The 24,210-nt window shown below is 59.0% G+C and carries 20 protein-coding genes; 12 read left to right on the top strand and 8 right to left on the bottom strand.

What is annotated here, in order from left to right:
* Nucleotides 1–26 precede the first annotated feature (26 nt).
* The 9 genes from NYP16_RS09475 to NYP16_RS09435 all read left to right on the top strand — a co-directional run bounded on the left by NYP16_RS09475 (nucleotide 27) and on the right by NYP16_RS09435 (nucleotide 10,245).
* Nucleotides 27–1,202 (top strand): acyl-CoA dehydrogenase, encoded by a 1,176-nt coding sequence (locus tag NYP16_RS09475; protein WP_429913153.1) that lies wholly within the window; start codon nucleotides 27–29, stop codon nucleotides 1,200–1,202.
* A gap of 2 nt (nucleotides 1,203–1,204) precedes the next feature.
* Entirely contained in the window at nucleotides 1,205–2,356 is a 1,152-nt protein-coding gene (locus tag NYP16_RS09470; protein WP_274943891.1) for a CaiB/BaiF CoA transferase family protein, read from the top strand.
* A 136-nt stretch (nucleotides 2,357–2,492) separates the two neighbouring features.
* Nucleotides 2,493–3,458, top strand: a complete 966-nt coding sequence (locus NYP16_RS09465; protein WP_274943890.1) for a hypothetical protein — start codon at nucleotides 2,493–2,495, stop codon at nucleotides 3,456–3,458.
* A complete protein-coding gene (locus NYP16_RS09460) occupies nucleotides 3,455–4,246 on the top strand; it encodes a glycosyltransferase family 2 protein (RefSeq protein ID WP_274943889.1) in 792 nt (263 codons plus the stop codon). Before NYP16_RS09465 ends, NYP16_RS09460 begins: the two co-directional genes overlap by 4 nt.
* A 6-nt stretch (nucleotides 4,247–4,252) precedes the next feature.
* Nucleotides 4,253–5,110, top strand: a complete 858-nt coding sequence (locus tag NYP16_RS09455; RefSeq protein ID WP_274943888.1) for a ChbG/HpnK family deacetylase — start codon at nucleotides 4,253–4,255, stop codon at nucleotides 5,108–5,110.
* A 930-nt stretch (nucleotides 5,111–6,040) separates the two neighbouring features.
* Nucleotides 6,041–7,273 (top strand): glycosyltransferase family 4 protein, encoded by a 1,233-nt coding sequence (locus tag NYP16_RS09450; protein WP_274943887.1) that lies wholly within the window; start codon nucleotides 6,041–6,043, stop codon nucleotides 7,271–7,273.
* Nucleotides 7,274–7,295: 22 nt separating this feature from the next.
* A complete protein-coding gene (locus tag NYP16_RS09445; protein ID WP_274943886.1) occupies nucleotides 7,296–8,513 on the top strand; it encodes an LptF/LptG family permease in 1,218 nt (405 codons plus the stop codon).
* Nucleotides 8,513–9,058, top strand: a complete 546-nt coding sequence (locus NYP16_RS09440; RefSeq protein WP_274943885.1) for a DUF2141 domain-containing protein — start codon at nucleotides 8,513–8,515, stop codon at nucleotides 9,056–9,058. The genes NYP16_RS09445 and NYP16_RS09440 overlap by 1 nt, the downstream gene beginning before the upstream one ends.
* A 17-nt stretch (nucleotides 9,059–9,075) precedes the next feature.
* Nucleotides 9,076–10,245: a glycosyltransferase gene (locus tag NYP16_RS09435; protein WP_274943884.1), complete on the top strand. Its 1,170-nt coding sequence runs from the start codon at nucleotides 9,076–9,078 to the stop codon at nucleotides 10,243–10,245.
* A 6-nt stretch (nucleotides 10,246–10,251) separates the two neighbouring features.
* Here NYP16_RS09435 and NYP16_RS09430 read toward each other — a convergent pair whose 3' ends face one another.
* Nucleotides 10,252–11,361 carry an S-(hydroxymethyl)glutathione dehydrogenase/class III alcohol dehydrogenase gene (locus NYP16_RS09430; protein WP_274943883.1) on the bottom strand — a complete coding sequence of 370 codons (1,110 nt, stop codon included), beginning with the start codon at nucleotides 11,359–11,361 and terminating at the stop codon, nucleotides 10,252–10,254.
* 94 nt (nucleotides 11,362–11,455) lie between these two features.
* On the opposite strand from NYP16_RS09430, the gene NYP16_RS09425 reads away from it, so the two are divergent.
* Nucleotides 11,456–12,346, top strand: a complete 891-nt coding sequence (locus NYP16_RS09425; protein ID WP_274943882.1) for a LysR family transcriptional regulator — start codon at nucleotides 11,456–11,458, stop codon at nucleotides 12,344–12,346.
* Between the two features lie 3 nt (nucleotides 12,347–12,349).
* Here the strand turns inward: NYP16_RS09425 and NYP16_RS09420 are convergent, their stop codons facing one another.
* The 5 genes from NYP16_RS09420 to NYP16_RS09400 form a co-directional block, all read right to left on the bottom strand.
* A complete protein-coding gene (locus NYP16_RS09420) occupies nucleotides 12,350–13,237 on the bottom strand; it encodes a bile acid:sodium symporter family protein (protein WP_274943881.1) in 888 nt (295 codons plus the stop codon).
* Nucleotides 13,238–13,401: 164 nt separating this feature from the next.
* On the bottom strand, nucleotides 13,402–13,677 hold the full coding sequence (locus NYP16_RS09415) for an HU family DNA-binding protein (protein ID WP_274943880.1): 276 nt from the start codon (nucleotides 13,675–13,677) through the stop codon (nucleotides 13,402–13,404).
* Between the two features lie 124 nt (nucleotides 13,678–13,801).
* Entirely contained in the window at nucleotides 13,802–16,102 is a 2,301-nt protein-coding gene (locus tag NYP16_RS09410; protein ID WP_274943879.1) for a xanthine dehydrogenase family protein molybdopterin-binding subunit, read from the bottom strand.
* Nucleotides 16,099–16,566, bottom strand: a complete 468-nt coding sequence (locus NYP16_RS09405; RefSeq protein WP_274943878.1) for a (2Fe-2S)-binding protein — start codon at nucleotides 16,564–16,566, stop codon at nucleotides 16,099–16,101. Before NYP16_RS09405 ends, NYP16_RS09410 begins: the two co-directional genes overlap by 4 nt.
* Before the next feature lie 8 nt (nucleotides 16,567–16,574).
* Nucleotides 16,575–17,870, bottom strand: coding sequence for a c-type cytochrome (locus tag NYP16_RS09400; protein WP_274943877.1), 1,296 nt, complete (start codon nucleotides 17,868–17,870; stop codon nucleotides 16,575–16,577).
* Nucleotides 17,871–18,106: 236 nt separating this feature from the next.
* Here NYP16_RS09400 and NYP16_RS09395 point away from each other — a divergent pair, with 236 nt between their 5' ends.
* Both NYP16_RS09395 and NYP16_RS09390 read left to right on the top strand, forming a co-directional pair.
* Complete coding sequence (locus NYP16_RS09395) at nucleotides 18,107–20,398, top strand: DEAD/DEAH box helicase (protein WP_274943876.1); 2,292 nt, start codon at nucleotides 18,107–18,109, stop codon at nucleotides 20,396–20,398.
* Complete coding sequence (locus NYP16_RS09390) at nucleotides 20,398–21,615, top strand: TIGR03862 family flavoprotein (protein WP_274943875.1); 1,218 nt, start codon at nucleotides 20,398–20,400, stop codon at nucleotides 21,613–21,615. The genes NYP16_RS09395 and NYP16_RS09390 overlap by 1 nt, the downstream gene beginning before the upstream one ends.
* On the opposite strand, the gene NYP16_RS09385 is transcribed toward NYP16_RS09390, so the two are convergent.
* A complete protein-coding gene (locus NYP16_RS09385) occupies nucleotides 21,605–22,255 on the bottom strand; it encodes a GntR family transcriptional regulator (protein WP_274943874.1) in 651 nt (216 codons plus the stop codon). The genes NYP16_RS09390 and NYP16_RS09385 overlap by 11 nt on opposite strands.
* Before the next feature lie 67 nt (nucleotides 22,256–22,322).
* Nucleotides 22,323–24,206 (bottom strand): hydantoinase B/oxoprolinase family protein, encoded by a 1,884-nt coding sequence (locus NYP16_RS09380; protein ID WP_274943873.1) that lies wholly within the window; start codon nucleotides 24,204–24,206, stop codon nucleotides 22,323–22,325.
* Between the last annotated feature and the right edge of the window lie 4 nt (nucleotides 24,207–24,210).

Genomic DNA, 24,210 nt, shown 5'->3' with positions numbered 1-24,210 from the left:
TCCCCATGAGCGGCCATAAAAGCCAGATGAGCAAATTTCACTGGGAAGATCCATTTTTCATGGACGACCAGCTGAGCGACGACGAACGCATGATCCGCGACACCGCCCGCGCCTATGCCCAGGAAAAACTCCAGCCGCGCGTGATCGAGGCCTTTGCCGAAGAACATACCGATCCCGCGATCTTCCGCGAGATGGGCGACCTCGGCCTTCTCGGCCCGACCATCCCCGAAGAATATGGCGGGGTTGGCGCCTCCTATGTGGCCTATGGCCTGGTGGCACGGGAGGTCGAGCGGGTGGACAGCGGCTATCGCTCCATGATGTCGGTGCAATCCTCCCTCGTCATGTATCCGATCTATGCCTATGGCTCCGAGGACCAGAAAAAGAAATATCTGCCGAAACTCGCAAGCGGCGAGTACATCGGCTGCTTCGGCCTGACCGAACCCGACGCCGGGTCCGACCCGTCCGGCATGCGCACCCGCGCTGTGAAGGTCGAGGACGGCTATATCCTCAAGGGCTCGAAAACCTGGATTTCAAACTCGCCCATTGCCGACGTCTTCATCATCTGGGCCAAGTCCGAAGCCCATGACAACGAAATCCGCGGCTTCATCCTCGATAAGGGTATGAAGGGGCTTGAGGCCCCGAAGATCAAGGGCAAGCTGTCCTTGCGCGCCTCGATCACCGGCATGATCACCATGGATGACGTCCATGTCTCCGAAGACGCCCTGCTGCCCCATGTGCAGGGCCTGAAGGGACCATTCGGCTGTCTGAACCGGGCCCGTTATGGCATCAGCTGGGGCGCGCTTGGCGCGGCCGAGTTCTGCTTCCATGCCGCCCGTCAATATGGCCTCGACCGCAAACAATTCGGCCGTCCGCTGGCCGCAACCCAGCTTTATCAGAAAAAGCTCGCCGACATGATGACCGACATCGCCCTCGGCCTGCAAGCGAGTCTCCGCGTCGGCCGCCTGATGGATGAAGGCCGCTTTGCCCCCGAAATGGTCTCCATGGTCAAACGCAACAATGTCGGCAAAGCCCTCGATATCGCTCGTCAGGCCCGTGACATGCACGGCGGCAACGGCATTTCCGAGGAATATCAGGTCATGCGCCACGCCATGAACCTTGAAACCGTCAACACCTATGAAGGCGCCCATGACGTGCATGCCCTGATCCTCGGCCGGGCCATCACCGGCATCGCGGCGTTCTGAGCATGAGCGCACCGCTTGTCGGATTAAAAGTCGTCGAGCTTGCCCGCATTCTGGCCGGTCCCTGGGCCGGTCAGACGCTGGCCGATCTTGGCGCGGATGTCATCAAGGTGGAAAGCCCCCAGGGCGACGACACCCGCAGCTGGGGCCCGCCCTTCATCAACAACCCGGACGGCAGCAAGGACGCCGCTTATTTCCACGCCACCAATCGCGGCAAACGGTCGGTGGTGATCGATTTCACCACCCCCGACGGTCAGGCCGAAGTGCGCCGTCTGGTGGCCGAGGCCGATGTGCTGATTGAAAATTTCAAGGTCGGCGGCCTCCAGAAATACGGCCTCGACTATGCCAGCCTCAAAGCCCTCAATCCGCGCCTGGTCTATTGCTCCATCACCGGCTTCGGGCAGGACGGCCCCTATGCCAAACGGGCGGGCTATGACTTCATCGTGCAGGGCATGGGCGGCATTATGGACCTCACCGGCGAGCCCACGGGCCAGCCGCAAAAGGTCGGCGTGGCCTTCGCCGATATCTTCACCGGCCTTTACGCCGTGATCGGCATTCAGGCGGCCCTCGCCCAGCGCGCGGTGACCGGCCTTGGCCAGCATGTGGACATGGCCCTCCTGGACTGCATGATCGGCGTGCTCGCCAATCAGGGTATGAATTATCTGGTGTCCGGCACCGCCCCGACCCGGCTTGGCAATGCCCATCCGAACATCAGCCCCTATGAAGTACTGCCAACAGCGGACGGCTGGTTCATTCTGGCGGTGGGCAACGACACGCAATTCCGGCGCTTCTGCGGGATCGTCGGCCTTGATGACCTTGGCGCCGACCCACGGTTTGCCACCAACCCCGACCGCGTCACCAACCGCACCGAACTGACCCCGCTGATCGCCGCCGCCTGCAAGCTCTGGCACCGCGACCCCCTGCTCGCAAGGCTTGAGGCCGAGGGTGTGCCCGCCGGTCCCATCAACAGCGTCGCCCAGGCCTTTGCCGATCCGCAGGTCCAGCATCGCGGCATGGCGATCGAGATCCCCCGCGAGGATGGCTCCATGGTCCCGGGCATCCGCACCCCGATCCGTTTTTCCGACGCGAGTCTCTCTCTGGACCGCGCCTCCCCCCTGTTGGGCTCGGGCACATCTTCCGACATATGCCCCCGGTAACTGTGCGTGCTGGTCCCATCGTTGCTTAGTTAAGCAAAATATGATGAAATTTCCCTGGAATGTGAGTATTGCGTAGCCGATTTTAAGAATCGACACGGCGAACAAGTCCCCCTGCTCGACACCAAGGGCAACTTTAGTGACTGATCCCCTGCCTTGGCGCAATCGTCCCCTGAAGCGTCATCTGGAAAGCATTTTTCTGCAGTTGCGCGCGTTTCTGTCGAAAAAACCTGTTCAGGCAATCCTCAAATGGGGCCTGACCAGTTTTGTGGTCGGCTTCCTGCTGTGGAAGATGTCTCAGATCGGATGGACTCTCATTCTGGACAACCTGCCGTCCAGTCCTTGGTTCTATCTGCTGTTCCTGCCCATCTATTGCGTGCTGCCCATATCCGACCTGCTGATCTACCGCCGTTTGTGGCATGTGTCCTGGCGCAGTTTCCCGGTCTTTCTGCGCAAGCGCATCTATAACGATGCCGTGGTGGATTACTCCGGCGAAGCCTATCTCCTGACCTGGGCCAAGGCCAACAGCCCTAAGGACACCTCCGCCCTCTTTGCCGATGTGCGCGACGTTAATATTCTGTCCAGCGTCGTCTCCAACATGACGATGATCTTTCTGGCGCTTTATCTTGCGGCGACGGGGATCCTGCAGAACATCTTCACCACCCAGACCGACCTTCAAAGCACCTTGCAGATTGCCGCTGGTTTTGTCGTCCTGTTCTTTGTAGTTCTCCTGCTATTGGGACGGCGCATTTTCAATTTGTCCCTCCGCCACAGCCTGTTGATCGGCGGACAGCATTTCCTCCGCATGCTGCTGGGCCAGTCTTTGCTGTTGCTGCAATGGCATCTTGCGGTGCCAAGCGTCCTGCTCTCAGAGTGGTTGATTTTTCTGAGCGTCAATCTCTTTGTCGGCAGTCTGCCGCTTGGATCCAACCGTTACGTCATGCAGGCCGGAGCCGGTGTGGCGCTTGGCACCATGTTACCTGTGCCGCAGGCGGCCATTGCCGCGTTTTTTGCCCTGACTGCAGGGGTTTATCTCGCCTTTCACCTGCTCGTGATAACCGTCCTGCATTTTTGGCCGCAAACAGCCAAGAAGGATGCCGCATGAGCTGGTCTATCGTCATTCCCTATTACAACGAAGCGGCCTTTATCGGCAGGACGCTTAAAAGTCTGATCCATCAGACACTCAAACCGGATTGCATCATTCTGGTCAACAATGCCTCGTCCGACGAGTCCGAGGAAGCCTGCCGCAAAGTCATGGCAACGGCCCCCGACATTGAGGTGCTCTATCTTGATGTGCCGACCCCCGGTCAGGTCTATGCCCTAAGCGCCGGGATCGAGGCAGTCACCACCGTTTTCGTCGCCATCTGCGATGCCGACACCTTCTACCCGCCCGATTACCTGGCCTGCGCCGATCGCTGTTTTCAAACCAGCGGCCCCGAGGTGCTCGCGGTCATTGCCTATTACCTTAACCCCCGTCACGGCCCTTTGCGGCGGAGCTTCAGCGCCGCGCATCAATTGCTGGCCGCCCATCTCCTGAACCGGCAATGCCACAGTGGCGGCGCCGGACAATGCTTCCGCACCGAAGCCTTGCGGAAAGTCGGGGGCTATGCGCCAGACCACTGGCCCTTTGTCCTCAAGGATCACGAGCTGATGCACCGCATTCTCAAGATCGGCCGCACCAAATATCACGCCGATTTCTGGTGCTCGCCCTCTCCGCGCCGCTCCGACCGGCGGCTTGTACGCTGGACACTGCTTGAACGCCTGATCTACCATATGACGCCCTTCGCCTTGAAGGACTGGTATTTTTACCGCTTCCTCAAACAACGCTTCATCGCCCGCGGCATGGAAGACACCCGGCTGCGCAATTTGTCCCCACCTCAGCAGGAAGATTAAGCCGCCATGGCCCGCCTGATCCCCATGTCCCGCCTGATCCTTTGTGCTGATGATTTTGGCTATTCGCCCGGCATCAATGAGGCCATCCTAAGCTTGGGCCGTCAATCCGCCCTCAGCGCGACCAGCGTCATAGTCACCCGCAATCACTGGCAGGCCGACGCCTCAGCGCTGCAGGAACTTGAAGCCACAATGGACATCGGGCTGCATCTGACCCTCAGCCAGCTTGCGCCGCTTGGGCATCACCCCCATCTCGCGCCCTGGGGGACCTTGCCGAACATTGATCGTTTGACCTGGCTTGCCTATCGTAACAACCGCGACTTTTCCGTTATCCTCGGGGAAATCGCCGACGAAATCGAACGTCAGTTCGATCGTTTTGAATCAGTCATGAAACGCCCCCCTGACTTCATCGACGGCCATCAACATTGTCATGTGCTGCCGCATATCCGTGAGCTGGTCCTGACCACCACGGCGCGGCGTGCCCCGGGGGTCTGGATGCGCAACTGCGCCGATCATCCGCTGCGTATTCTACGCCGGGGCGGCGACCGCCTGCGCGCGCTCAGAAGCGCCTGGCTTGGCCGTGGCCTCGCCTCCGAAGCGCGGGAGCACGGACTCAAAACCAACGACAGCTTCGCCGGATATTACGACTTTTCCCCAACCGCGCCGTTTGAGGCCTTATGTCACAATTTCCTGTCCGAAGCCGGGGATGTTCATCTTGTCATGTGCCATCCCGGGAACGGTCAGGCACCCGGCGACCGCATAGCGCTTGCCCGACAGCACGAATACCAGTTCCTCGCGAGCCCCGCCGCCGCCAGAGTGATCGCCGAAAAGAATTTGCAGCTCGGCCCCTTTCCCCGCACCAAATGATGAACCCCGCATTCATCTGTCCTTCAGGAAACACGTGCTAACTTGATCCTACAAGTGAGCTTAGCTCGCTCATTGTAGTGGTGATCCCTAAAAGCCTTACATCGTCCTGCAACGGACAATTCCCACAGAAGGTTTTGGAAAATGAAGTCACTTATCCTGTCAGTCGGTCTGGTGTCTGCAATGGCTCTGAGCTCTATGGCTTCGGCGGCAGTACAGACTAGCATGCCCGCCACTCCGGCAGTCCCCGCCCTTCCGGCCGCGGCAACCCCCGCGACTCCGGCCATGAAGACGCCCGCAACCCCGGTCACAGCGACTCCGGCTATGAAGACGCCTGCAACCCCGGTCACAGCGACTCCGGCCATGAAGACGCCTGCAACCCCGGCCGCAGCCCCGGTCACAGCGACGCCTGCCGCCGCAAGCACCGAACATATGGCTCCTCATGCCACGAAGGCGGTGCATCATCACAAACACCATCATAAAGCTGCGAAAGCTTCCTCAGCCTCGGCTCCAATGAGCACGCCAGCCGCGACTGAAGCGCCAATTAATCACTGATACTGCTAAATCTGAACAGGCAATCCCGGCTCAGGCTGGGGTTGCTTGTTTCTGTGCGTCCGCCAGATACACCCATCCTGAAAACCAAAAGCAAGGCCAAGCTGCGGCGCCTTCGTCAGGCTCCTATGAGTTACCTACTAGCCTTATCAAGATGATCTCCTTCTCAAGAGACCTTTATATGACTGATCCTTATGGACTAATCTTCTTGACCGCAGAGCCTGACGCCTGCCCCTAAAGGCTTCCTTGCTTTCGCCCTATTTCTCGCGCTTAGTTGTGATATCGTGAGCACGGCTCACGTAGTGTTCATGTATATTTCCAGTAGCTTATCAGCTGATAATTGCCATCGCCCTGAATGATGCGTGCTAATGGAGAATTGTCATGAAGACCGCAGACCTTCGTGTGGCGTTGTTTTCCGGCAATTACAACTATATCAAGGATGGCGCAAATCAGGCTCTGAACCGGCTTGTGGCTGGACTTGAAAGCCAGGGCGCCGCCGTCCGCATCTATTCACCAACATCAAGCACGCCTGCATTCGAACCGGCCGGAACGCTGATCTCGGTGCCCTCCATCTCCATACCGCGACGCCGGGAATATCGGCTTGCTCTTGGCATGCCCGGCCATATCCGGGACGACATCATCCAGTTTTCTCCCAACATCTTCCATGTATCCGCTCCCGATCTGCTTGGATATCAGGCCCTTACTCTGGCGGAAAAAATGCTGGTTCCCGCTGTCGCCTCGGTACATACGCGGTTTGAAACCTATTTGCGCTATTACCATCTTGGCTTGTTTGAAAATCTGCTTAAATCCTATTTTCGGCATTTTTATCATCGTTGCGTCCAGATCTATGCCCCTTCCGAAAGCATGGCCGAGGCCTTGCGGGACGAGCATATGGCAAAGGACATCCAGATATGGGGCCGCGGAGTCGACTCCAGCCTCTATGCGCCCGCACGCCGGGATATGGCCTGGCGGCGCAGTCTCGGCATTGCCGACACTGACATTGTCATCGCTTTTGTCGGCCGCCTGGTGTTGGAAAAAGGACTGGGAGTCTTCTGCAAAGTCATCAAGCGCCTTGAGCATCTCGGCATCACCCATAAAGTCCTGATTATCGGCGATGGTCCGGAACGAAAATGGTTCGAGGCCAGCCTGCCGCAAGCAATTTTCACTGGCTTTCTAACCGGTGAAAAGCTCGCCCGTGCCTTTGCATCCTCGGATATCTTTTTCAATCCCAGCCAAACCGAGACATTCGGCAATGTGACGCTTGAGGCCATGGCCTCCGGACTGCCCACCGTCGGCCTGCAGGCGACGGGCAGCAGCTCTCTCATCATTCATGATAAAACCGGTTTTCTCTGCGCCGCTGACGATCTTGAGGACATGACAACCACGCTCGCCCGGCTTGTTCAAAACGCCGATCTGCGCGACCGATTTGGCAAAGCGGCAAGGGCGATCAGTCTTGGTCAAAGCTGGGACCAGATCTTGTTCACTCTGTTTCAGAACTACATCACAGTGGTCGCGAATACCACCCGGGCACGTCAGGACACAGCACCCACGGCTCCGGATTTTGTTTCCGATATTCCATTCTCATCCTCCCGGCGTCCGGCCAAGCATGGATAACACGGAGACAGCATGATGAAAAATGTCGCTGATTGATCGATATATTACGCGGCTCATCCTGTGGCCACTTGGAGTGACCGTCAGCATCTCCATCATGCTGTTGTTGCTTGATAACATGCTGCGACTGTTCCGTTATGCAATCTCCCTCGGAGGTCCCTTGCGGGTCATCTGGGAAATGCTCGCAAGTCTGCTTCCGGAATATCTCAGCCTTGGCCTGACCATTGGCATTTTCCTGTCGATCAGCCTGGCGTTCCGACGTTTTGCGTTGCAGAACGAACTCGATATGGTCACCAACAGCGGCATATCGGAACGCCGGCTTTTAAAAATGCCTTACCTGATTGCCGCTATTATCTGCGTGATAAATTTTGCACTCGTCGGATTCATTGAGCCTAGGGGTGAACGCGCTTTTCAACTTCTCTATCGTGACCTCGCTGCAGGCATTCTCGGCTTCACCATCAATGCCGGTGAATTTACGCGCGTTGGTGAAAACTTCATTATGCGCGTTGAAGACATACGCAATGGGCCGAATGATCTCCGGGGCATTTTCTTCAGCCGCACCGATCCAAAAGGTGAAACATGGGTCGGCACGTCGCCACGTGGCCGCATTATTCTGGATGACCTGCAGAAAATTCCTATACTCAGGCTTTCGCATGGCATGTTGTTTCGCAGCGGTACGCTGAAGACAAATCCGGCAACATTGAAATTTGATAATCTCGACGTCGACATCAAAATGAAAAAGACCGGGCAGCTGCTCGCTCCCCATGTAAAAATGACCAGCTATACCTTGCCCGAACTCTGGTCCATCAGTCATGATCCGGAAACGTCAACAGCCCTCCGTCAAAGCGCCATAGCCAAGTTTTATCGCCGCCTTGTGCAGGCCATTTTCTGTTTGTTTCTTCCACCCATTGCCATGCTGTTCGCCATACCGCCAAAACGCATCAGCACGCCTTATGGAATTATTGTAGCGCTCGTTCTGGTGATTGCCTTTATGAAATTCGCGGATACCGCAGAATTCATGGCGGCAAGCGGCCGAACAACCGCTCTCCTGGCCCAGTCCATTCCACTCTCTGTCCTCGGCATGCTTTCGCTCTGGTCCTATTATCAACTCACGCAGCAACGTGGATTGATTGTCGGTAGCATTGATCGTTTTGTCACCACTACCATCGATGCCGCCACTTCGCTTGCGCAATGGGTCCGCAACAGCCTGCTGAGCCTATTCTATGCAACAAGGAGCCGCTGATGCATCGTCCTGCCGCGACATTCTGGTTAAGCGTTGGTCTGAGCCTGAGTTATGCATCACACGTCTTTGCCGAAGACGCCGCGCAAATTCTCGGCCCCGAAGCCGCAGCTTGCGAGACGGACCTCGGGACACCTGCAATTCTTGTCCATGTCAATGGCTTCAAAGATCGCAAGGGGCAAATCCGGGTCGAGCTTTACTCCGACAAGAAAGAAGATTTTCTCGCGGGTCGCCAGGATCTGTTGAGCCGCAATGCCGTGTTCAAACGGATCGACGTGCCCGTACCGCCCGAAGGCCCCGTCGCAATTTGCGTTGAGGCCCCCGGTGCTGGACGCTATAGTCTTGTTGTCCTTCATGATCGAAACAACAACGGCAAATTCAACGTCTTCAATGATGGCGTCGGTTTTCCCAACAACCCGCGCCTTGGTCTTTCAAAGCCCGACGTCGCCAAGGCCACTTTCGACGTAACGACCAATCTCACGACCCTCAACATCACCCTGAATTACTTGAACGGCCTGAAACCTGAACCGGTAAAACACCCGCAATAACAGAGTCGAGGCCTGTCATGAAAATCATCGACGTGGCTGAATTTTACAGTGCTCAGGGAGGCGGCGTCCGCACCTATATCCACCAGAAACTCGCCGCTGGAAAAAAACTGGGCCATGAAATCGTCATCCTCGCCCCGGGCCAGCAGGATGGCACCGAAGACCGCGAGGGCGGGCGCATCATCTGGATCAAATCACCGCATCTGCCGTTTGATGCCCGTTATCATATGTTCTGGAACAAAAACATCATTCACAGCATTCTCGACCGCGAACAACCCGATGTGGTCGAAGCCTCCTCGCCCTGGCGCGGCGCCTGGATCGTGCGCAACTGGAAAGGCAAGGCCACCCGCACCTTATTCATGCATGCCGACCCCGTGGCATCTTATGCCCATGTCTTTCTCGACACGCTTGTGTCACGAGCCCGCATCGACTGGGTGTGCAGCGCATTCTGGGCTTACCTGCGTCGGCTGAGTTCCGAGTTCGACGCCACGCTTGTGGCCGGGGAATGGCTGGCCAAACGCTTCGCCGGATTCAATCTGCGCCCGCCGATGGCCGTACCGCTTGGCGTCGATCACAGATTGTTCAGCCCTGAAATGCGCTCCCCCGCGCTGCGCCGGGATATGCTTGCGCACTGCGGACTTGGCCCCGAAGCCAGTTTGCTGATCAGCATCGGCCGCCATCATCCGGAAAAAAGATTGAACGTTCTGATCGAAGCCGTGGGCATCGCCAACGGTCATCGTCCGGTCGGCCTTTTTATCGTCGGCGATGGCATCTCGCGCGCCCTGACCGAACGCAAGGCCAGCCACGTGCCCCATGTCTATCTCGCGGGTGAGATCGACGACAGGTGGCGATTGTCACATATGCTCGCAAGTTCCGATGCGCTGTTTCATGGCTGCGCCTCGGAAACTTTTGGACTTGTGGCCGCCGAAGCGCTTTCGGCCGGCGTGCCGATTATTGTCCCCGACGTCGGTGGCGCCGCCGATCTCGCCGAAATCGATTATGCCGAAATTTACACCACCGGGGATGCCATGGCCGCGGCCAGTGCCATCCTCAATCTTTTAAAACGCAACCGGCAGAACCTCTCCGCACGTGCCTATGAAGCGGCACATCTGCGGATCGGTCCTCCGGAACAGCATTTCGCGCATCTCTTCGATTACTATCAGAACCTGACCCGCAAACGTCCGCCCTGATTGCCGTCAGAACACCACGACGGAGCGGATCGATTTGCCTTCATGCATCAGGTCAAAGCCCTTGTTGATGTCTTCCAGCGACAACACATGAGTGATCATCGGGTCGATCTCGATCTTGCCGTTCATGTACCAGTCGACGATCTTCGGCACATCGGTGCGGCCGCGTGCGCCGCCAAAGGCCGAGCCCTTCCAGACACGCCCGGTCACCAGCTGGAACGGACGGGTGCTGATTTCCTTGCCCGCTTCGGCCACGCCGATCACAACTGACACGCCCCAACCGCGATGACAGGCCTCAAGCGCCTGACGCATGACCGTGGTGTTGCCGGTGCAATCAAAAGTGTAATCCGCGCCGCCATCGGTGAGCGCCACCAGATGCTGCACGATATCGCCTTCGACCTTCAGCGGATTGACGAAATGGGTCATGCCAAAGCGACGGCCCCATTCTTCCTTGCTGTCATTGATATCGACGCCAACGATCTTATCGGCCCCAACCATCCGCGCCGCCTGAATGACATTGAGCCCGATGCCGCCGAGACCGAACACGATCACATTCGAGCCCGGCTCGACCTTCGCGGTGTTGATCACGGCACCGACGCCGGTGGTCACGCCGCAGCCGATATAACAGCTTTTATCAAACGGCGCGTCTTCGCGGATTTTCGCCACGGCGATTTCCGGCAGCACAGTGAAATTCGAAAAAGTCGAACAGCCCATATAGTGATAGATCGGCTGACCTTTATAGGAAAAGCGCGTCGTGCCGTCCGGCATCAGCCCTTTGCCCTGAGTCGCACGGATCGCTGTACAAAGATTGGTCTTGCCACTGAGGCAGGATTTGCACTGACGGCACTCCGGCGTATAGAGCGGAATCACATGATCGCCCGGCTTGACGCTGGTGACGCCCGCGCCGATCTCCCGCACGATGCCGGCCCCTTCATGGCCGAGAACCGACGGGAAAATGCCCTCGCTGTCGAACCCGTCGAGCGTATAAGCATCGGTATGGCAAATACCGGTTGCCATGATTTCAACCAGAACCTCGCCCGCTTTCGGCCCCTCAAGGTCCAGCTCGACGATTTCCAATGGCTTTTTCGCTTCGAAAGCGACAGCGGCACGTGTTTTCATGATGCGTCATCTCCTGTTAGGAAAATAGCTAGACTTTTTTTCATCAAGGGACAATCCTGCCTTTTATCAAAATACTTTTGCATATCAGGCAATAATGAAAAGCTTCCTCGATCGCTGGCGTGGTGTCGATATGTTTGTGGCGGTTGCCGAAACCGGCAGCTTCACCCGTGCCGGCGCGCGCCTCGGGCTATCCGTATCGCAGGTAAGCCGGGAAATCGGCAGTCTTGAGGCCCGCTTGGGAGCGCAGCTGCTGATCCGCACCACCCGCCGCGTCAGCCTGACCGAAGCCGGACGCCAGTTTCTCGACCGGAGCCGCCGCCTGATCGACGATCGCGAAGCCGCTTTTGAAAGTGTTGCCGCCGAAGATAACGCCCTTGAAGGGCAACTGCGCCTCACCTGTTCCGTATCTTACGGCGAGCGCACCCTGGTGCCGGTGATCAATCGCTTCATCGCCCGTTACCCGCGAATCACTGTGGATATCGAACTGACCAATCGCCTGCTCGATCTGGTCGCCGACGGCATGGACATGGGCGTGCGCAGCGGCGATATGTTCGACGCCCGGCTGCACAGGAAGCCGCTCGGCTCGCGCTCGCTGCATCTCTGCGCCGCGCCGGACTATCTCAAAGCCCATGGGGTGCCCGCCTCGGTGTTCGATCTCCATAACCATAACTGCCTGCTTGGCTCCGCCGACCGCTGGCTGTTCAACGGCAACGGGCAGGAAACCCAGATTCGCCCACCCGCGCGCTGGCGCTGCAACAGCGGTTTCGCCGTGCTCGACGCCGCCTTGAACGGCCTTGGCATCTGTCAATTGCCCGACTTTTACGTGCGCGATCATATCGCGAATAACCGGCTCGTGGAAATCCTGACGGCGGAGCGACCGGAGGATCAGGTGATCTGGGCCGCCTACCCCGACCGCAGCCACCAAAGACGCAAGGTCACCACCCTGATCGCCTTTCTGCAACAGGAACTGGCCACCACGCCCTGAGCCCTACTCGGCCAGCGCCGCTTTTCTGGCCCGGCGGCGCAGATATCGGATCAGGATCGAGGCATTGATGACCATGATGGCCCCGTAGATGGTCGGGGTGATCGCAAGCTCCAGACTGCCAAGAACGCTCATGGTCACAAAGGTCGCAAGCGTCGCATTGTGAACGCCGACCTCAATGGCCACCGTCAGCCGATCCTCGCGGTTAAGCCCGGCGAGGGTCGCAATGCCAAGCCCCGTCGCCATGGCCAGAACGTTCAGGACCCAGGCCGCGGGACCCGCCGTCAACAGGCTGTTCCACACCAGCTGCGCATTGGCCAAAAGCGAAAACACGATGACGAAAATCAAAATGATCATCGACGCCGGACGCAGCCAGACCCCGGCCCGCGCTGCCCAGCCGGGCAGGAAATGGCGAATGATCATGCCCACTGCCACCGGCAATACGGCCACTTTCACAAGTTGCAACACCGTGGTCCAGATCGACATCTCCGGCACGCTACCAGCGGCATAATAATGATTGAGCGCCCATTGAACGAAAAAGGGCGTCGTGAACACCGTGATCACGCTCGACAGCGCCGTTAGCGTCACCGCAAGCGCGATATTGGCCCGGGCCGCATAGGTGAGCGCGTTCGACGTGACGCCCGCAGGCGAGCAGGCGAGAATGAAAAGCCCCACCGCCAGTTCCGGAGGCAAACGGAACAGATATGCAACGCACCAGCCAAGCGCAGGCATCAGAATCAACTGCCCGCCCAGACCGACGGTCACCGGACGCGGATTATCCAGCAACCGGCGGAAGTCTCCAACCGTCAGCGACAACCCCAGGCTGACCATGATGGCCATCAGCCCGAACGGCACAACCATGAAATTGATAATCTGCAGTTGCTGATCCGACACGCCCACCCCCATACGATTATATTTTTTTAACTTAGGTCATGCAGCAAACATCATGACCGGAGCCAATGGTATCTTGCTATCGTCAAAAAGAACAAGGGGGACATGGCCTAGACCATGTCCCCCTTGAAATCCCCCTGATTTCGGAGAAATCAGGCAGTCCCCAATTAGGCGTTCAGAGCATCCTTAACGGCCTTGGCGGGGGTGAAGCTCAGCTTGCGCGAGGCAGCGATGGTCATGGTCGCGCCGGTCGCCGGGTTACGGCCTTCACGTTCCGGCTTGTCCTGCACCTTGAACTTGCCGAAGCCTGGCAGAGAAACTTCAGAGCCAGCCTTGGCGGCGTCAACAATCGCCTGCAGGACAGCATCAATGGTCTGACGCGCTTCAGTCTTGCTGAGGTTGCGTTCGCTGGCGAGCTGATCGGTCAGTTCGGTAATGTTCATTCTGTTGTCTCCGGTTACAAATCAGACAAGCGGCGGCGAATATATGTCACCACCCACCTGCACGCAGTTTGTAACAGAGACTTTCGCCAAGATATACCCTGTTCCCGCTCGAAAATTGGGACAATCAGCCCTTTATCTTGAGTGCGGCCAGAACAGCCTCCGGCTTTATGGGAATATGGCGCAATCTTACCCCTACCGCGGCATGGATCGCGTTCGCTATCGCGGGGGCCGTCAGGGTCGTGGCCGGTTCGCCCAAACCCACCGGAACCTCCTGACTTTCCACGAAACTGATATCAAGTTCCGGCACGTCTGCCATCCGGAGCGGGGTGTAACTATCTAGATTCGTTGCCTTTGCCCGGCCCTTGACGAATTCCGTCCCCTCATGAAGCGCCATGCTGAGCCCCCAAAGCGCCGCCCCCTCGGTCTGGGCAAGGGCCCCGTCCGGGTCAACGATGGTCCCGGCATCCATGACGATGGTCAGTTTTTCGACAAACACCATGCCGGTCTTGCGATCAACCCGAACCCGGGCCACACAGGCCCCCCAGGTCGGCATATTGCGTTCCTGTCCAAAGCTTGTGGCAAGGCCAAGCCCGGTATCAGGCGGCAGTTTCTGCCCCCAACCCGCCCGTTCCGCCGCCAAACGCACCACATTGGCCTGACGTTTGGCCCCGCCGACGGCATTCGGCGCGGACCCCGCATTGCGGCCCGCCCCCGTCAAAAGCTTGAGCCGGAACGCCACCGGATCGAGTTTCAGATACCGCGCCGCCTCATCCATGAAGCTTTCAAGCGCCCAGTTGACCCAGCCCGACCCGACCGAGCGCAGCCAGCCCGGACGATAGGTCGTATTGGCGAGATCATTGGAAATCGCCCGCACTTTCTGCACCCCGACCTCATACCAATGATCCGCGCCGGAACTGGAGAACGGATCATAGGGCACCCCATTCACCCCTTTCGGCATGAAAAACGGGGCCCAGATCTGAGTCGGCCATCCGGCCGCCGCATCATGCACCATGGCCGTGACCCGCCCGGCCCCGTCAAACGCCATGCGCAGGGTCTGAACCGAGGGCGAGCGAATGGTATCGAAGCGGATATCATCCTCCCGAGTGAGAATCATCTTCACCGGACGGCCAAGCGCCTGCGACGCCAAAGCCGCCGGGACCGCATAGTCGCCCGAAAGCCGCCGCCCGAATCCGCCGCCCAGCAGATAAGTCCGCATCACAATCTCGGACTCAGGTCGCCGGAGCGCCTTGGCCAGAGTCGGCAGGATCAGACTTTGCCACTGGTTGCCGGTATGGATCTCGAACATGCCGTCCTTTTCAAAGGCCAGGGCATTGACCGGCTCAAGCTGAAAATGGAGCACGCTCGATGTCGTATAGGTCTGTTCAAAGCTCGATTTCGCCGCTTTGAACGCCGCCGCCGTATCGCCGCCGCCGGTATCCAGAACGCCCCCGGCATCGGGAGTGGCAATCAGCTTGACCGACCGGTCCTGAATGTCTTTTTCCGAAACATCGGCACCGGGCCCCGCGGTCCAGGTCACGCGCAACAGGTCGGTGGCCCGAATGGCTGCCGGGTAACTTTCAGCAATGACCATGACCCAGCCCGGCACCGTGTCCGACGGATCATCCAGCGTGATCGTGCGCAGAAAGCCTTTAACCTTGCGGGCGGCGGACTCATCGACCGACACCACCTTTGACCCATTGCGCGTCGGCGGCATTTTCGGCCGCGCATAAACCATGCCGGGCACCTTGGCGTCGATGCCATATAAAGCGGTACCGTTGATTTTCGCGGCAATATCAATCTCTTCAACCGGTTTCCCGATCAGTTTTCGCTCGGCGACCGGCTTCAGCGGCAGCTTTTCCATCTCCTCCGGCGTGAACACCCGCGTGATCTCGCCGCGTTTGACGATATCGCCATAAGTCACCGACCGTCCGCCCGCGACCACCGCGCCATTTCTGGCCACGCAGGCATCCGGGGAGACGCCAAGAATTTTGGCCCCGGCCTCGATCAAGGCAATCCGCCCGGCGGCACCTGCGCGGCTATATATAGGGTAGCTCTGCCACACCGACCAACTGCCGCCCGTCACCATCAGCCCCCATTTGGCCGCCGAATCCACATGGGTGATGCGTACCTTGCTCCAATCCGCCTCAAGCTCATCGGCGAGAATACGGGCGATGGACGTGCCCACATGCTGGCCCATTTCGGCGCGGATGATATTGACGGTCACAGTGCCTTCGGGGTCGATCCCAAACCATAAGCTCGGCTCGACTCCGGGCGCGGGCGGCTGCTGATCCGGGCTCGCCGGATCCAGCGCCGCGATGGCCACCCCGGCAAATCCGAACGCCACCCCGGCCCCCATGCTGACAATCAGGAAATTGCGCCGCGTCAACGGATGATCGGTGAGAGGGACTTTAGAAAGACGGGTCATGCCTTGCCCTCACTCATAAGAAGAGCAGCCTTTTTGATGGCCGCCCGAATGCGGGCATAGGTCATGCAGCGGCAGAGGCTGCCAGCCATCACGGCATCGATGTCCTTGTCGGTCGGCATCGGGAAATCCTTGAGCATCGCCGCCACCTGCATGATCTGTCCGGACTGGCAATATCCGCATTGCGGCACCTGAAGCGCGGCCCAGGCCTGCTGCACCGGGTGGGATGCCGTCGGATCCAGCCCCTCGATGGTGGTGATCTCCGCCCCCTCCACCGCGCCAAGCGGCGTGATGCAGGACCGAGTGGCCCGCCCGCCCACATGGACAGTACAGGCCCCGCACAGGCCGATGCCGCAGCCGAATTTGGTGCCGGTCAAGCCGATATCGTCACGAATGGCCCACAGAAGCGGCGTATGGTCCTCAAGATCCAGAGTGACGGCGCGGCCATTAATGGTGAATTTTATCATGGTCGTCTTTACTCCTGCCCCGCCATCTGCGCCCGGATTGCCGCGACTTTTTTCTCAAGATCCGGCCAGGCTGCCTTATCTGTGCGCGTCGCCCTGAGATAGGCGGCAATCTCCGCAATACGCGCATCGCTCAGATTGGCGAAACCCGGCATGACAACCCCCGGCATGCCATCCTTGGCGTTGATGCCGAACAGCATCACATGAATAAGGTTGCTCGGGTCATTAAGATAAAGCGCGCTGTTGAGGGCGAGATCTGGGCGGAGCGGCACAGGCCCGCCCGCGCCGTTGTAATGGCAGGACGCACAAGCGGTCATATAAAGATTGTGAGCCGGATCCAGGGACGCTTCAGCTTTTGATTGATCCGCCGCTAGCGCCTTTTGCAGAGCCGGTTGCAGCGCCCCAGCCCGCGACGCCGCCCCGCCGATATCCGCGAAATAGAGGGCGAGAGTCTTTATATCCCCGTCCGTCAGTTTCGACAGTCCGTCATGCACCACCGGAGCCATAGGCCCGGCCGATGTCCCATGATACTGACTGAGCCCGCTGCGCAGATATCGGAACAGCTCGTCCTCGGTCCAGGGTGCGGGGGACGGGTTGGCCTTGGTCAGCGGCGGCGCGACCCAGGTATCAATCACCGCGCCAGCATAAGCCGCAGATTTTTTCTCCGCCCCAAGCAGGTTGCGCGGGGTATGGCAGGCGCCGCAATGGCTGATGCCTTCCGCCAGATAAGCGCCCCGGTTCCAGTCCGCGTCCTTCCCGGCCACGTCGACAAACCGTCCCGGCTTGAAAAACAGGAATTTCCAGCCCGCCTGCAAGGCCCGGATATTCAGGGGAAACGGCAGGGCATTTTTCTTCGCCTCGGCCCGCACCGGCGGACGGGTCATGAAATAAGCATAAAGCGCCGCCACATCCCCATCACTCAGCTTGGTGAAATGGTCATAGGGAAAGGCCGGGAACAAATGCGACCCATCCCGCGCCACTCCTTCATGCATGGCGCGGCGAAAGGCGGCTTCGGACCAGCGGCCAATGCCGGTGTCGGGGTCCGGCGTGATATTGGTGGAATAAATGGTGCCAAAGCCAGTTTTCATGGCATAGCCACCGGCATAAGGCTGCCCGCCCTTGGCGGTGTGGCAGGTGGCGCAATAGCCAGCCCCGGCCAAAACCGCCCCATGAGCCACGAGTTCGGAGGAAAAACTTGCTGCAACAGGCGGTTCGATCCGCGCAATAGCAGGCCGCCGAGCCAAAAGGGCAAAGCAGATGACGCCGACAACCAAAGCCACAACCAGAATAACGAGGATACGTTTCAAGACGTAATCACTCCTGGTAAGGCAGCGCCATCCCTATGGCCCCGACATAGTCAAAAGTATGTGGAGATCACAATCAAGGTGCAAGACAATTTCACCGGCCAGAGCTAATGAGTTGATATCCTGAAAGATAATTTCACCTTCTTTTAAAAATTGGCCTTTTCATCTCTAATCAGCTATTTAATGCGCTTCATTTAACGCGCGCGACCGCCAAGTCCCGCTAATCAGATTGATACATAGTGCCTTTCCCCACGACCCATCCCGCGCTCGCCCGTGCCCTCGCGGAGCGCAAATATCTGGAGCCTACGGCGGTCCAGGCCGCTGTCCTCGAAGCGAACGCTTCCGAGCGCGATCTTTTGGTGTCTGCCCAGACCGGCTCCGGCAAGACGGTGGCCTATGGCCTCGCCTTCGCCCCGACCCTCCTTGGGGAGGCTGAACGCTTTGATGGGGCGGGCGCCCCCCTCGCACTGGTCGTGGCTCCGACGCGGGAACTGGCCTTGCAGGTCAATGCCGAGCTGAGCTGGCTTTATGCCCAGACCGGCGCGCGCGTCGTGTCCTGCGTCGGCGGCATGGATCCCCGGCGCGAGGCGCGAGCCCTTGCTGACGGCTGTCACATCGTCGTCGGCACCCCGGGCCGTCTGCGCGACCATATCGAGCGCGGCCAGATCGATGTCTCCAACCTGCGGGTTGTGGTGCTCGACGAAGCCGACGAAATGCTTGATCTCGGGTTCCGTGAAGAACTCGAAGCCATTCTTGAAGAGACACCGTCCGAGCGACGCACGATGTTGTTCTCGGCGACCATCGCCCGTGAAATCGCCAACCTCGCCACGCGTTACCAGAAAGACGCGTTGCGCATCGACACCATCGTGAAAGGCGAAGCCCATAGCGATATCGAGTATCGCGCCGTCCGCATCGCACCAAACGAGATCGAACACGCGGTAGTCAATGTGCTGCGCTATTTCGAAGTGCGCACTACCCTCGTGTTCTGCGCCACCCGCGAAGCCGTCCGCCGGCTCCAGGCGAGCCTTCAGGAACGTGGCTTTTCCGCCGTGGCCCTGTCCGGTGAACTGAGCCAGAACGACCGCACCCAGGCGCTTCAGGCGCTGCGTGACGGCCGCGCCCGGGTTTGCGTCGCAACCGACGTAGCCGCACGCGGGCTCGATCTGCCCGATCTCGGCCTCGTGGTCCATGCCGACCTTCCGACCGACAAGGAAACCTTGCTGCATCGGAGCGGCCGGACCGGACGCGCAGGCCGCAAGGGCATCTCGCTGTTGCTTGTGCCCTATACCCGCCGCCGCCGGGCTGAACAGATTCTCGGCTGGGCCAAGGTTGAAGCCACCTGGGGCAATCCGCCGACCGCCGACGAAATCCGCGTCCGCGACCAGCAACGCATGCTGGACGATCCGCTGTTGATCGAAGCCGCCGCCGAAGACGAACTCGAACTGGCCCGCACGCTGCTTGCCGGTCGCTCGGCCGAAGACATCGCCGCAGCGCTCATTCGTCTTTATCGCGCCCGCCTGCCCGCCCCTGAAGATCTCTATGTGGGCGATAACCGCGATGGCGGACGCCCCGAGCGTGACGAAGGTCCGCGTCGTCAGCATGCCGACCCCGAAAACATGGTGTGGTTCCGCACCACCATCGGCCGTCAGAACAACGCCGATCCCAAATGGCTATTGCCGTTGATTTGCCGCACCGGCCATGTGACCAAAAGAGACATCGGCCCGATCCGCATTTTCGACCGCGAGACAAAATTCGCGATCATGCCGGAGGCGGCCGCAAAATTCACGGCGGCCATCGCCCTGTCGGATCAGAAAGAAATCCGCATCGAACCGTCGAGCCCGGCCATGCCTGCGCGCAAGACCGATCGTGAGGACCGTCCGCGCGAAGACCGCAAGCCAGCCTACCGCAAGGACAGCCCGCGCGAACCCAAACAATCGACAGAACCACTCGTCGATTGGACCACGGAAAACCCCAAAGACTGGGGTCAGAAGCCTGAGCGTCCGAAGTCGGACTATCAGAAGCCGGACCGTGCGAAAACCGAACATCGCCCGGCCAAGACTTTTGTCCGTCAGACCATTCAGGACCGCAACGCGGAAAATGCCCGCCAGGACGGTCCCCTGAAGCCGAGTTTCACGGGCAAGAAAAAAGAATTCGGTGAACGCAAGTTCGACGACAAAAAACCCTATGGCGATAAAAAGCCATACGGCGACAAAAAAGAATTCGGCCCGCGTAAGTTCGACGACAAGAAGCCCTATGGCGATAAAAAACCATATGGCGACAAAAAGGAAACCGGCGAGCGCAAGTTCGGCGAAAAGAAGCCTTACGCTGACAAAAAAGAATTCGGCCCGCGCAAGTTCGACGACAAGAAACCCTATGGCGATAAAAAGCCCTATGGCGACAAGAAAGAATTCGGCGACCGTAAATTTGCGGACAAGAAACCTGCTGGCGACAAAAAATTTGGCGCCAAAAAGTTCGACGGTCCGAAACCCGCAGGCGCACGCCCCTTTAAACCGAGAGGCCCCAAAGCCTGATGAGCAATCGCCCGGCATCAGCGTCCGTCGCCATTATCGGGGCCGGACCGGCCGGGTTGATGGCTGCGGAAATATTGGCAACAGCTGGTCATGCGGTCACGATTTACGACCGCATGGCCTCTGTTGGCCGCAAATTTCTCATGGCCGGACGTGGCGGGCTGAACCTCACCCATAGTGAGCCCCTGCCGCAATTCCTCACACGCTATGGCGCGGCTGAAGACTGGCTCACACCGGCGATCACCGCGTTTCCCCCAGACGCCCTCCGCGCCTGGGCCGAAGGACTTGGGCAGGAGACCTTCGTCGGCTCAAGCGACCGCGTGTTCCCGCGCAGGCTCAAAACCTCCCCTCTGTTGCGCGCCTGGCTCCTGCGTCTGGAACAGCTTCAAGTGCGTATCGTCCCCCAGCATGACTGGATCGGCTGGACCGACGACAAGGCGCTGCAATTCCGCACCCCATCCGGTGCCGTCGAAACCGTCCGCAGTGACGCAACCTTGCTGGCCCTCGGCGGCGCGAGCTGGCCGCGCCTGGGTTCGACCGGTGCCTGGCGCGATATCCTGACCGCCCGTGACATCGCGGTCACGCCCTTCACCCCTGCCAACAGCGGCTTCATGCTCGACTGGAGCGAGAATTTCCAAACCCGCTTCGCTGGCGAGCCCCTGAAAACCGTCGCCATCACCCATGGCAGCCATCGCCTGCGCGGCGAAGCTATGATCACGACTTATGGCATCGAAGGCGGCGCGGTTTATGCTCTGTCCGCCGAGCTGCGGGCGACGCTCGCCCGTGACGGCAAGGCAGTCCTCAGCATCGACCTCCGCCCCGACCTGACCACCGACGCCCTCCGTCAGCGGCTTGATCGTGTGCGCGCCAATCAGTCGCTCGCAAACCGTCTGCGCAAAGGCGCGGGGCTCACTCCCCTTGCCATCAATCTCATGCGTGAGGCGACGGATCTTCACGCCACAGCGGATCTCGCCGCCCTCATCAAGGCCGTGCCGCTCCACATCACCGGCGTGCAGCCGCTCGCACGCGCCATTTCAAGCGCAGGCGGCATTGCCCGCGCCGACCTCGACGCGCAGTTCATGCTGCGCAAATTTCCGGGAGTCTTCGCGGCCGGTGAAATGCTCGATTGGGAAGCCCCGACCGGCGGCTATCTGTTGCAAGCGAGTTTCGCCACCGCCGTCGCCGCCGCCAAGGGCATAACGGACTGGCTCAATCCCTGACCTGACGCCGGGCCTCATAGGCATGATAGGCGCGGCGAATATGCGAAGTCATAACCGACTGCGCCCATTGCCCATCGCTATCGCGAAAGGCCGCGATCAACTGCTCATGCTCGGTATGGCTTTGCAGCATTTCGCGTTGATCATAACCAAGCGCCGTTCGATGCACGATCGGCTGCTCCACAAGCTTCGACAGCATGCCCGCAAGCCGCGTTGACGCCGCCGTTTCAATCACCAGATCGTGAAACAGCCGGTTTTGCTGCAAGAAACTATCGATATCGAGATTTTTGACATCCAGCATGGATTTTGCAATCAGATCATTATGCAAGCGCAACTGATCGATCTGCATGCCTGTGATGCGTTCCGCCGCGCGCGCCGCCGCGTGACCTTCAAGCATAGCGCGGAGCGTGAACACTTCCTCGATATCGCCCGAGGTCCATTCCGGAACATAGGTGCGTTGCGTGTCCGTACGCCGCACGAACATTTCGGCCTCAAGACGTCTCAGGGCATCGCGGATCGGGGTCCGCGACACCTTGCAGATGTCCGCCAGTTCTTCTTCCTTCAACTGGCTTCCCGGCGCGAGTTCACCCGACAGGATTTTCGCCCGGATTTCCAGATAAGCAATATCCGAAGCACGTGACATATTGGTTCCTGGCTCAGCTGAATGAAATGGTGGCGCCTTTGCGTGCGCCACCATAACAAATCCTCGATTATCCCGCCACCGCCTTGCGCGCCTGCACCCAAACCGGCTGTTGCGGAGCCGGCAATCCGGTTTCCTCAAGACAGCTCGCCCGCAACTCATCGATGGAGCGGCCAAAATTAAACAGCGTCTCACGCCCCTCCGCAGCCCGCATCTGGTCCCGCAAAGCCGTGGTCGCTGCCATATCAATGCCGTTGCCCGAGGTCAGAACCACCCCGTAATTGGCTTTTGCCCCGTCAACAGTCACAAGTCCGCGTTTGACTTCCCGGGCCACAAGCTCCGCATCGCGATCCAGCGGATCACCCCAACCGCCACCACCCCAGGTGATGAAATACAACAGATCGCCGGCCGTGACTTTGATGTCGTCGCATTTGGACGGCAACACCTGCTCCGTCCCGTCGGCGCGCTGAATATATTTCCGCGACCGCATGCCGGGCTGTCCGCCGTTCACGCCCCAGGGCGACGTGAACCAGCGGTCATCATGAATGGCGATCATGCCGGGTTCAAGGAAGCGATACGCGATCAGAATGGCATTGCCGCCGCGATTGAGCCCCGCCCCACCTGAATCCGGCACGGTTTCATAGCGTTCAATCCGCAACGGGAAATAACGTTCGAGAAACTCGTTCGGCACGTTGGTGAAGCCCGGCCAAAGCGAATGTCCATCCGGCCCATCGCCGAACGGGCGTCCGGGAATGCCGCCAAATCCAATCTGGAACAGCTGGAAATATTCGCCGCTTTTGTCGACGCCCGAATACATCAGATGCGGGCTTGAGGAGAACCCGGCGGCGTTCAGAAACTCCGGCGTCTTCTGACCCAGCAACCCACCAAGCACGTCGAAAATGCGCCCAAGCGCATGGGTCCGGCAGGACAGCGCCGCCGGGAACTGCGGCTTCAGCAAACTGCCATCCGGAATCCGCACCTCAACCAGCGGATAGAACCCGTCATTGAACAGAATCTGCGGGTCGAACACCATGATCATGTAAATGCCGAAGAACATCTTCAGCATATTTTCATTGAGATAAAAATTGATCGAACTGGCCGACTGCGGATCGGTGCCGCTCCAATCAAGAATGACCCTGTCGCCCTCCCGCCACATGGTGCATTTGATTTTATAGGGGCCGAAACCAATGCCGTCGTCACAGACATAATCTTCAAACGACACCGGTATTTCCGACACCGAGGTTGCGATCAAATGTTTCATCGCGCGATAGTTGCGTTCGAACAGACTTTCGACCGCCGACATATAGACATCCGTGCCAAAGCGCGCGCAGATTTCCTGAACGCGTTTTTCCGCCGTGCGGCAGCTGGCGATCAACGCATTCAAATCCGACCGGCACCAATCCGGCGTGCGCACCTGATGCAGAACCAGCGTCAGAATATCCTCATTCAGCACGCCCTTTTTATAGATCTTCAAAGGCGGGATGCGCACCCCTTCCTGAAAGATCGAATTGGCGTCGGTTGGCAGACTGCCCGGCACCTTGCCGCCCACATCGGTCTGATGACCGAACATGGATGCCCAGCCGATCAGACGCTGATCGCGGAAAATCGGCAGAATGATGATCCAGTCATTGTTATGACTGACAGCCCCTTCGCAGCTATAGGGGTCCGACAGCCAGATCACGTCGCCTTCCTCGATGCTGCCGCCGTAATTGCGCAAAAAGCCATCAAGGAACGAGCCGAACTGCCCCACCACCATGCGTCCCTCGCGGTCGGCAATGAGCGGGAAGCTGTCGCCCTGTTCACGAATGCCCGGTGACATGGCGGTGCGCACAAGCGTCGCGTCCATTTCATGGCGCGCATTGCGCAAGGCGTTTTCAATGATGTCGAGCGTGACCGGATCAACCGCCACGGTTGAAAAAGACTGCGTATTGGGTTCGATAATCGTTGCAGGCATAGGG

The sequence above is a fragment of the Govania unica genome (assembly GCF_027920805.1).
In the GTDB taxonomy this organism is placed as follows: domain Bacteria; phylum Pseudomonadota; class Alphaproteobacteria; order Sphingomonadales; family Govanellaceae; genus Govanella; species Govanella unica.
Note: the sequence above shows the minus strand (reverse complement) of the source record. Positions and strands in the feature narration are given on the sequence as shown.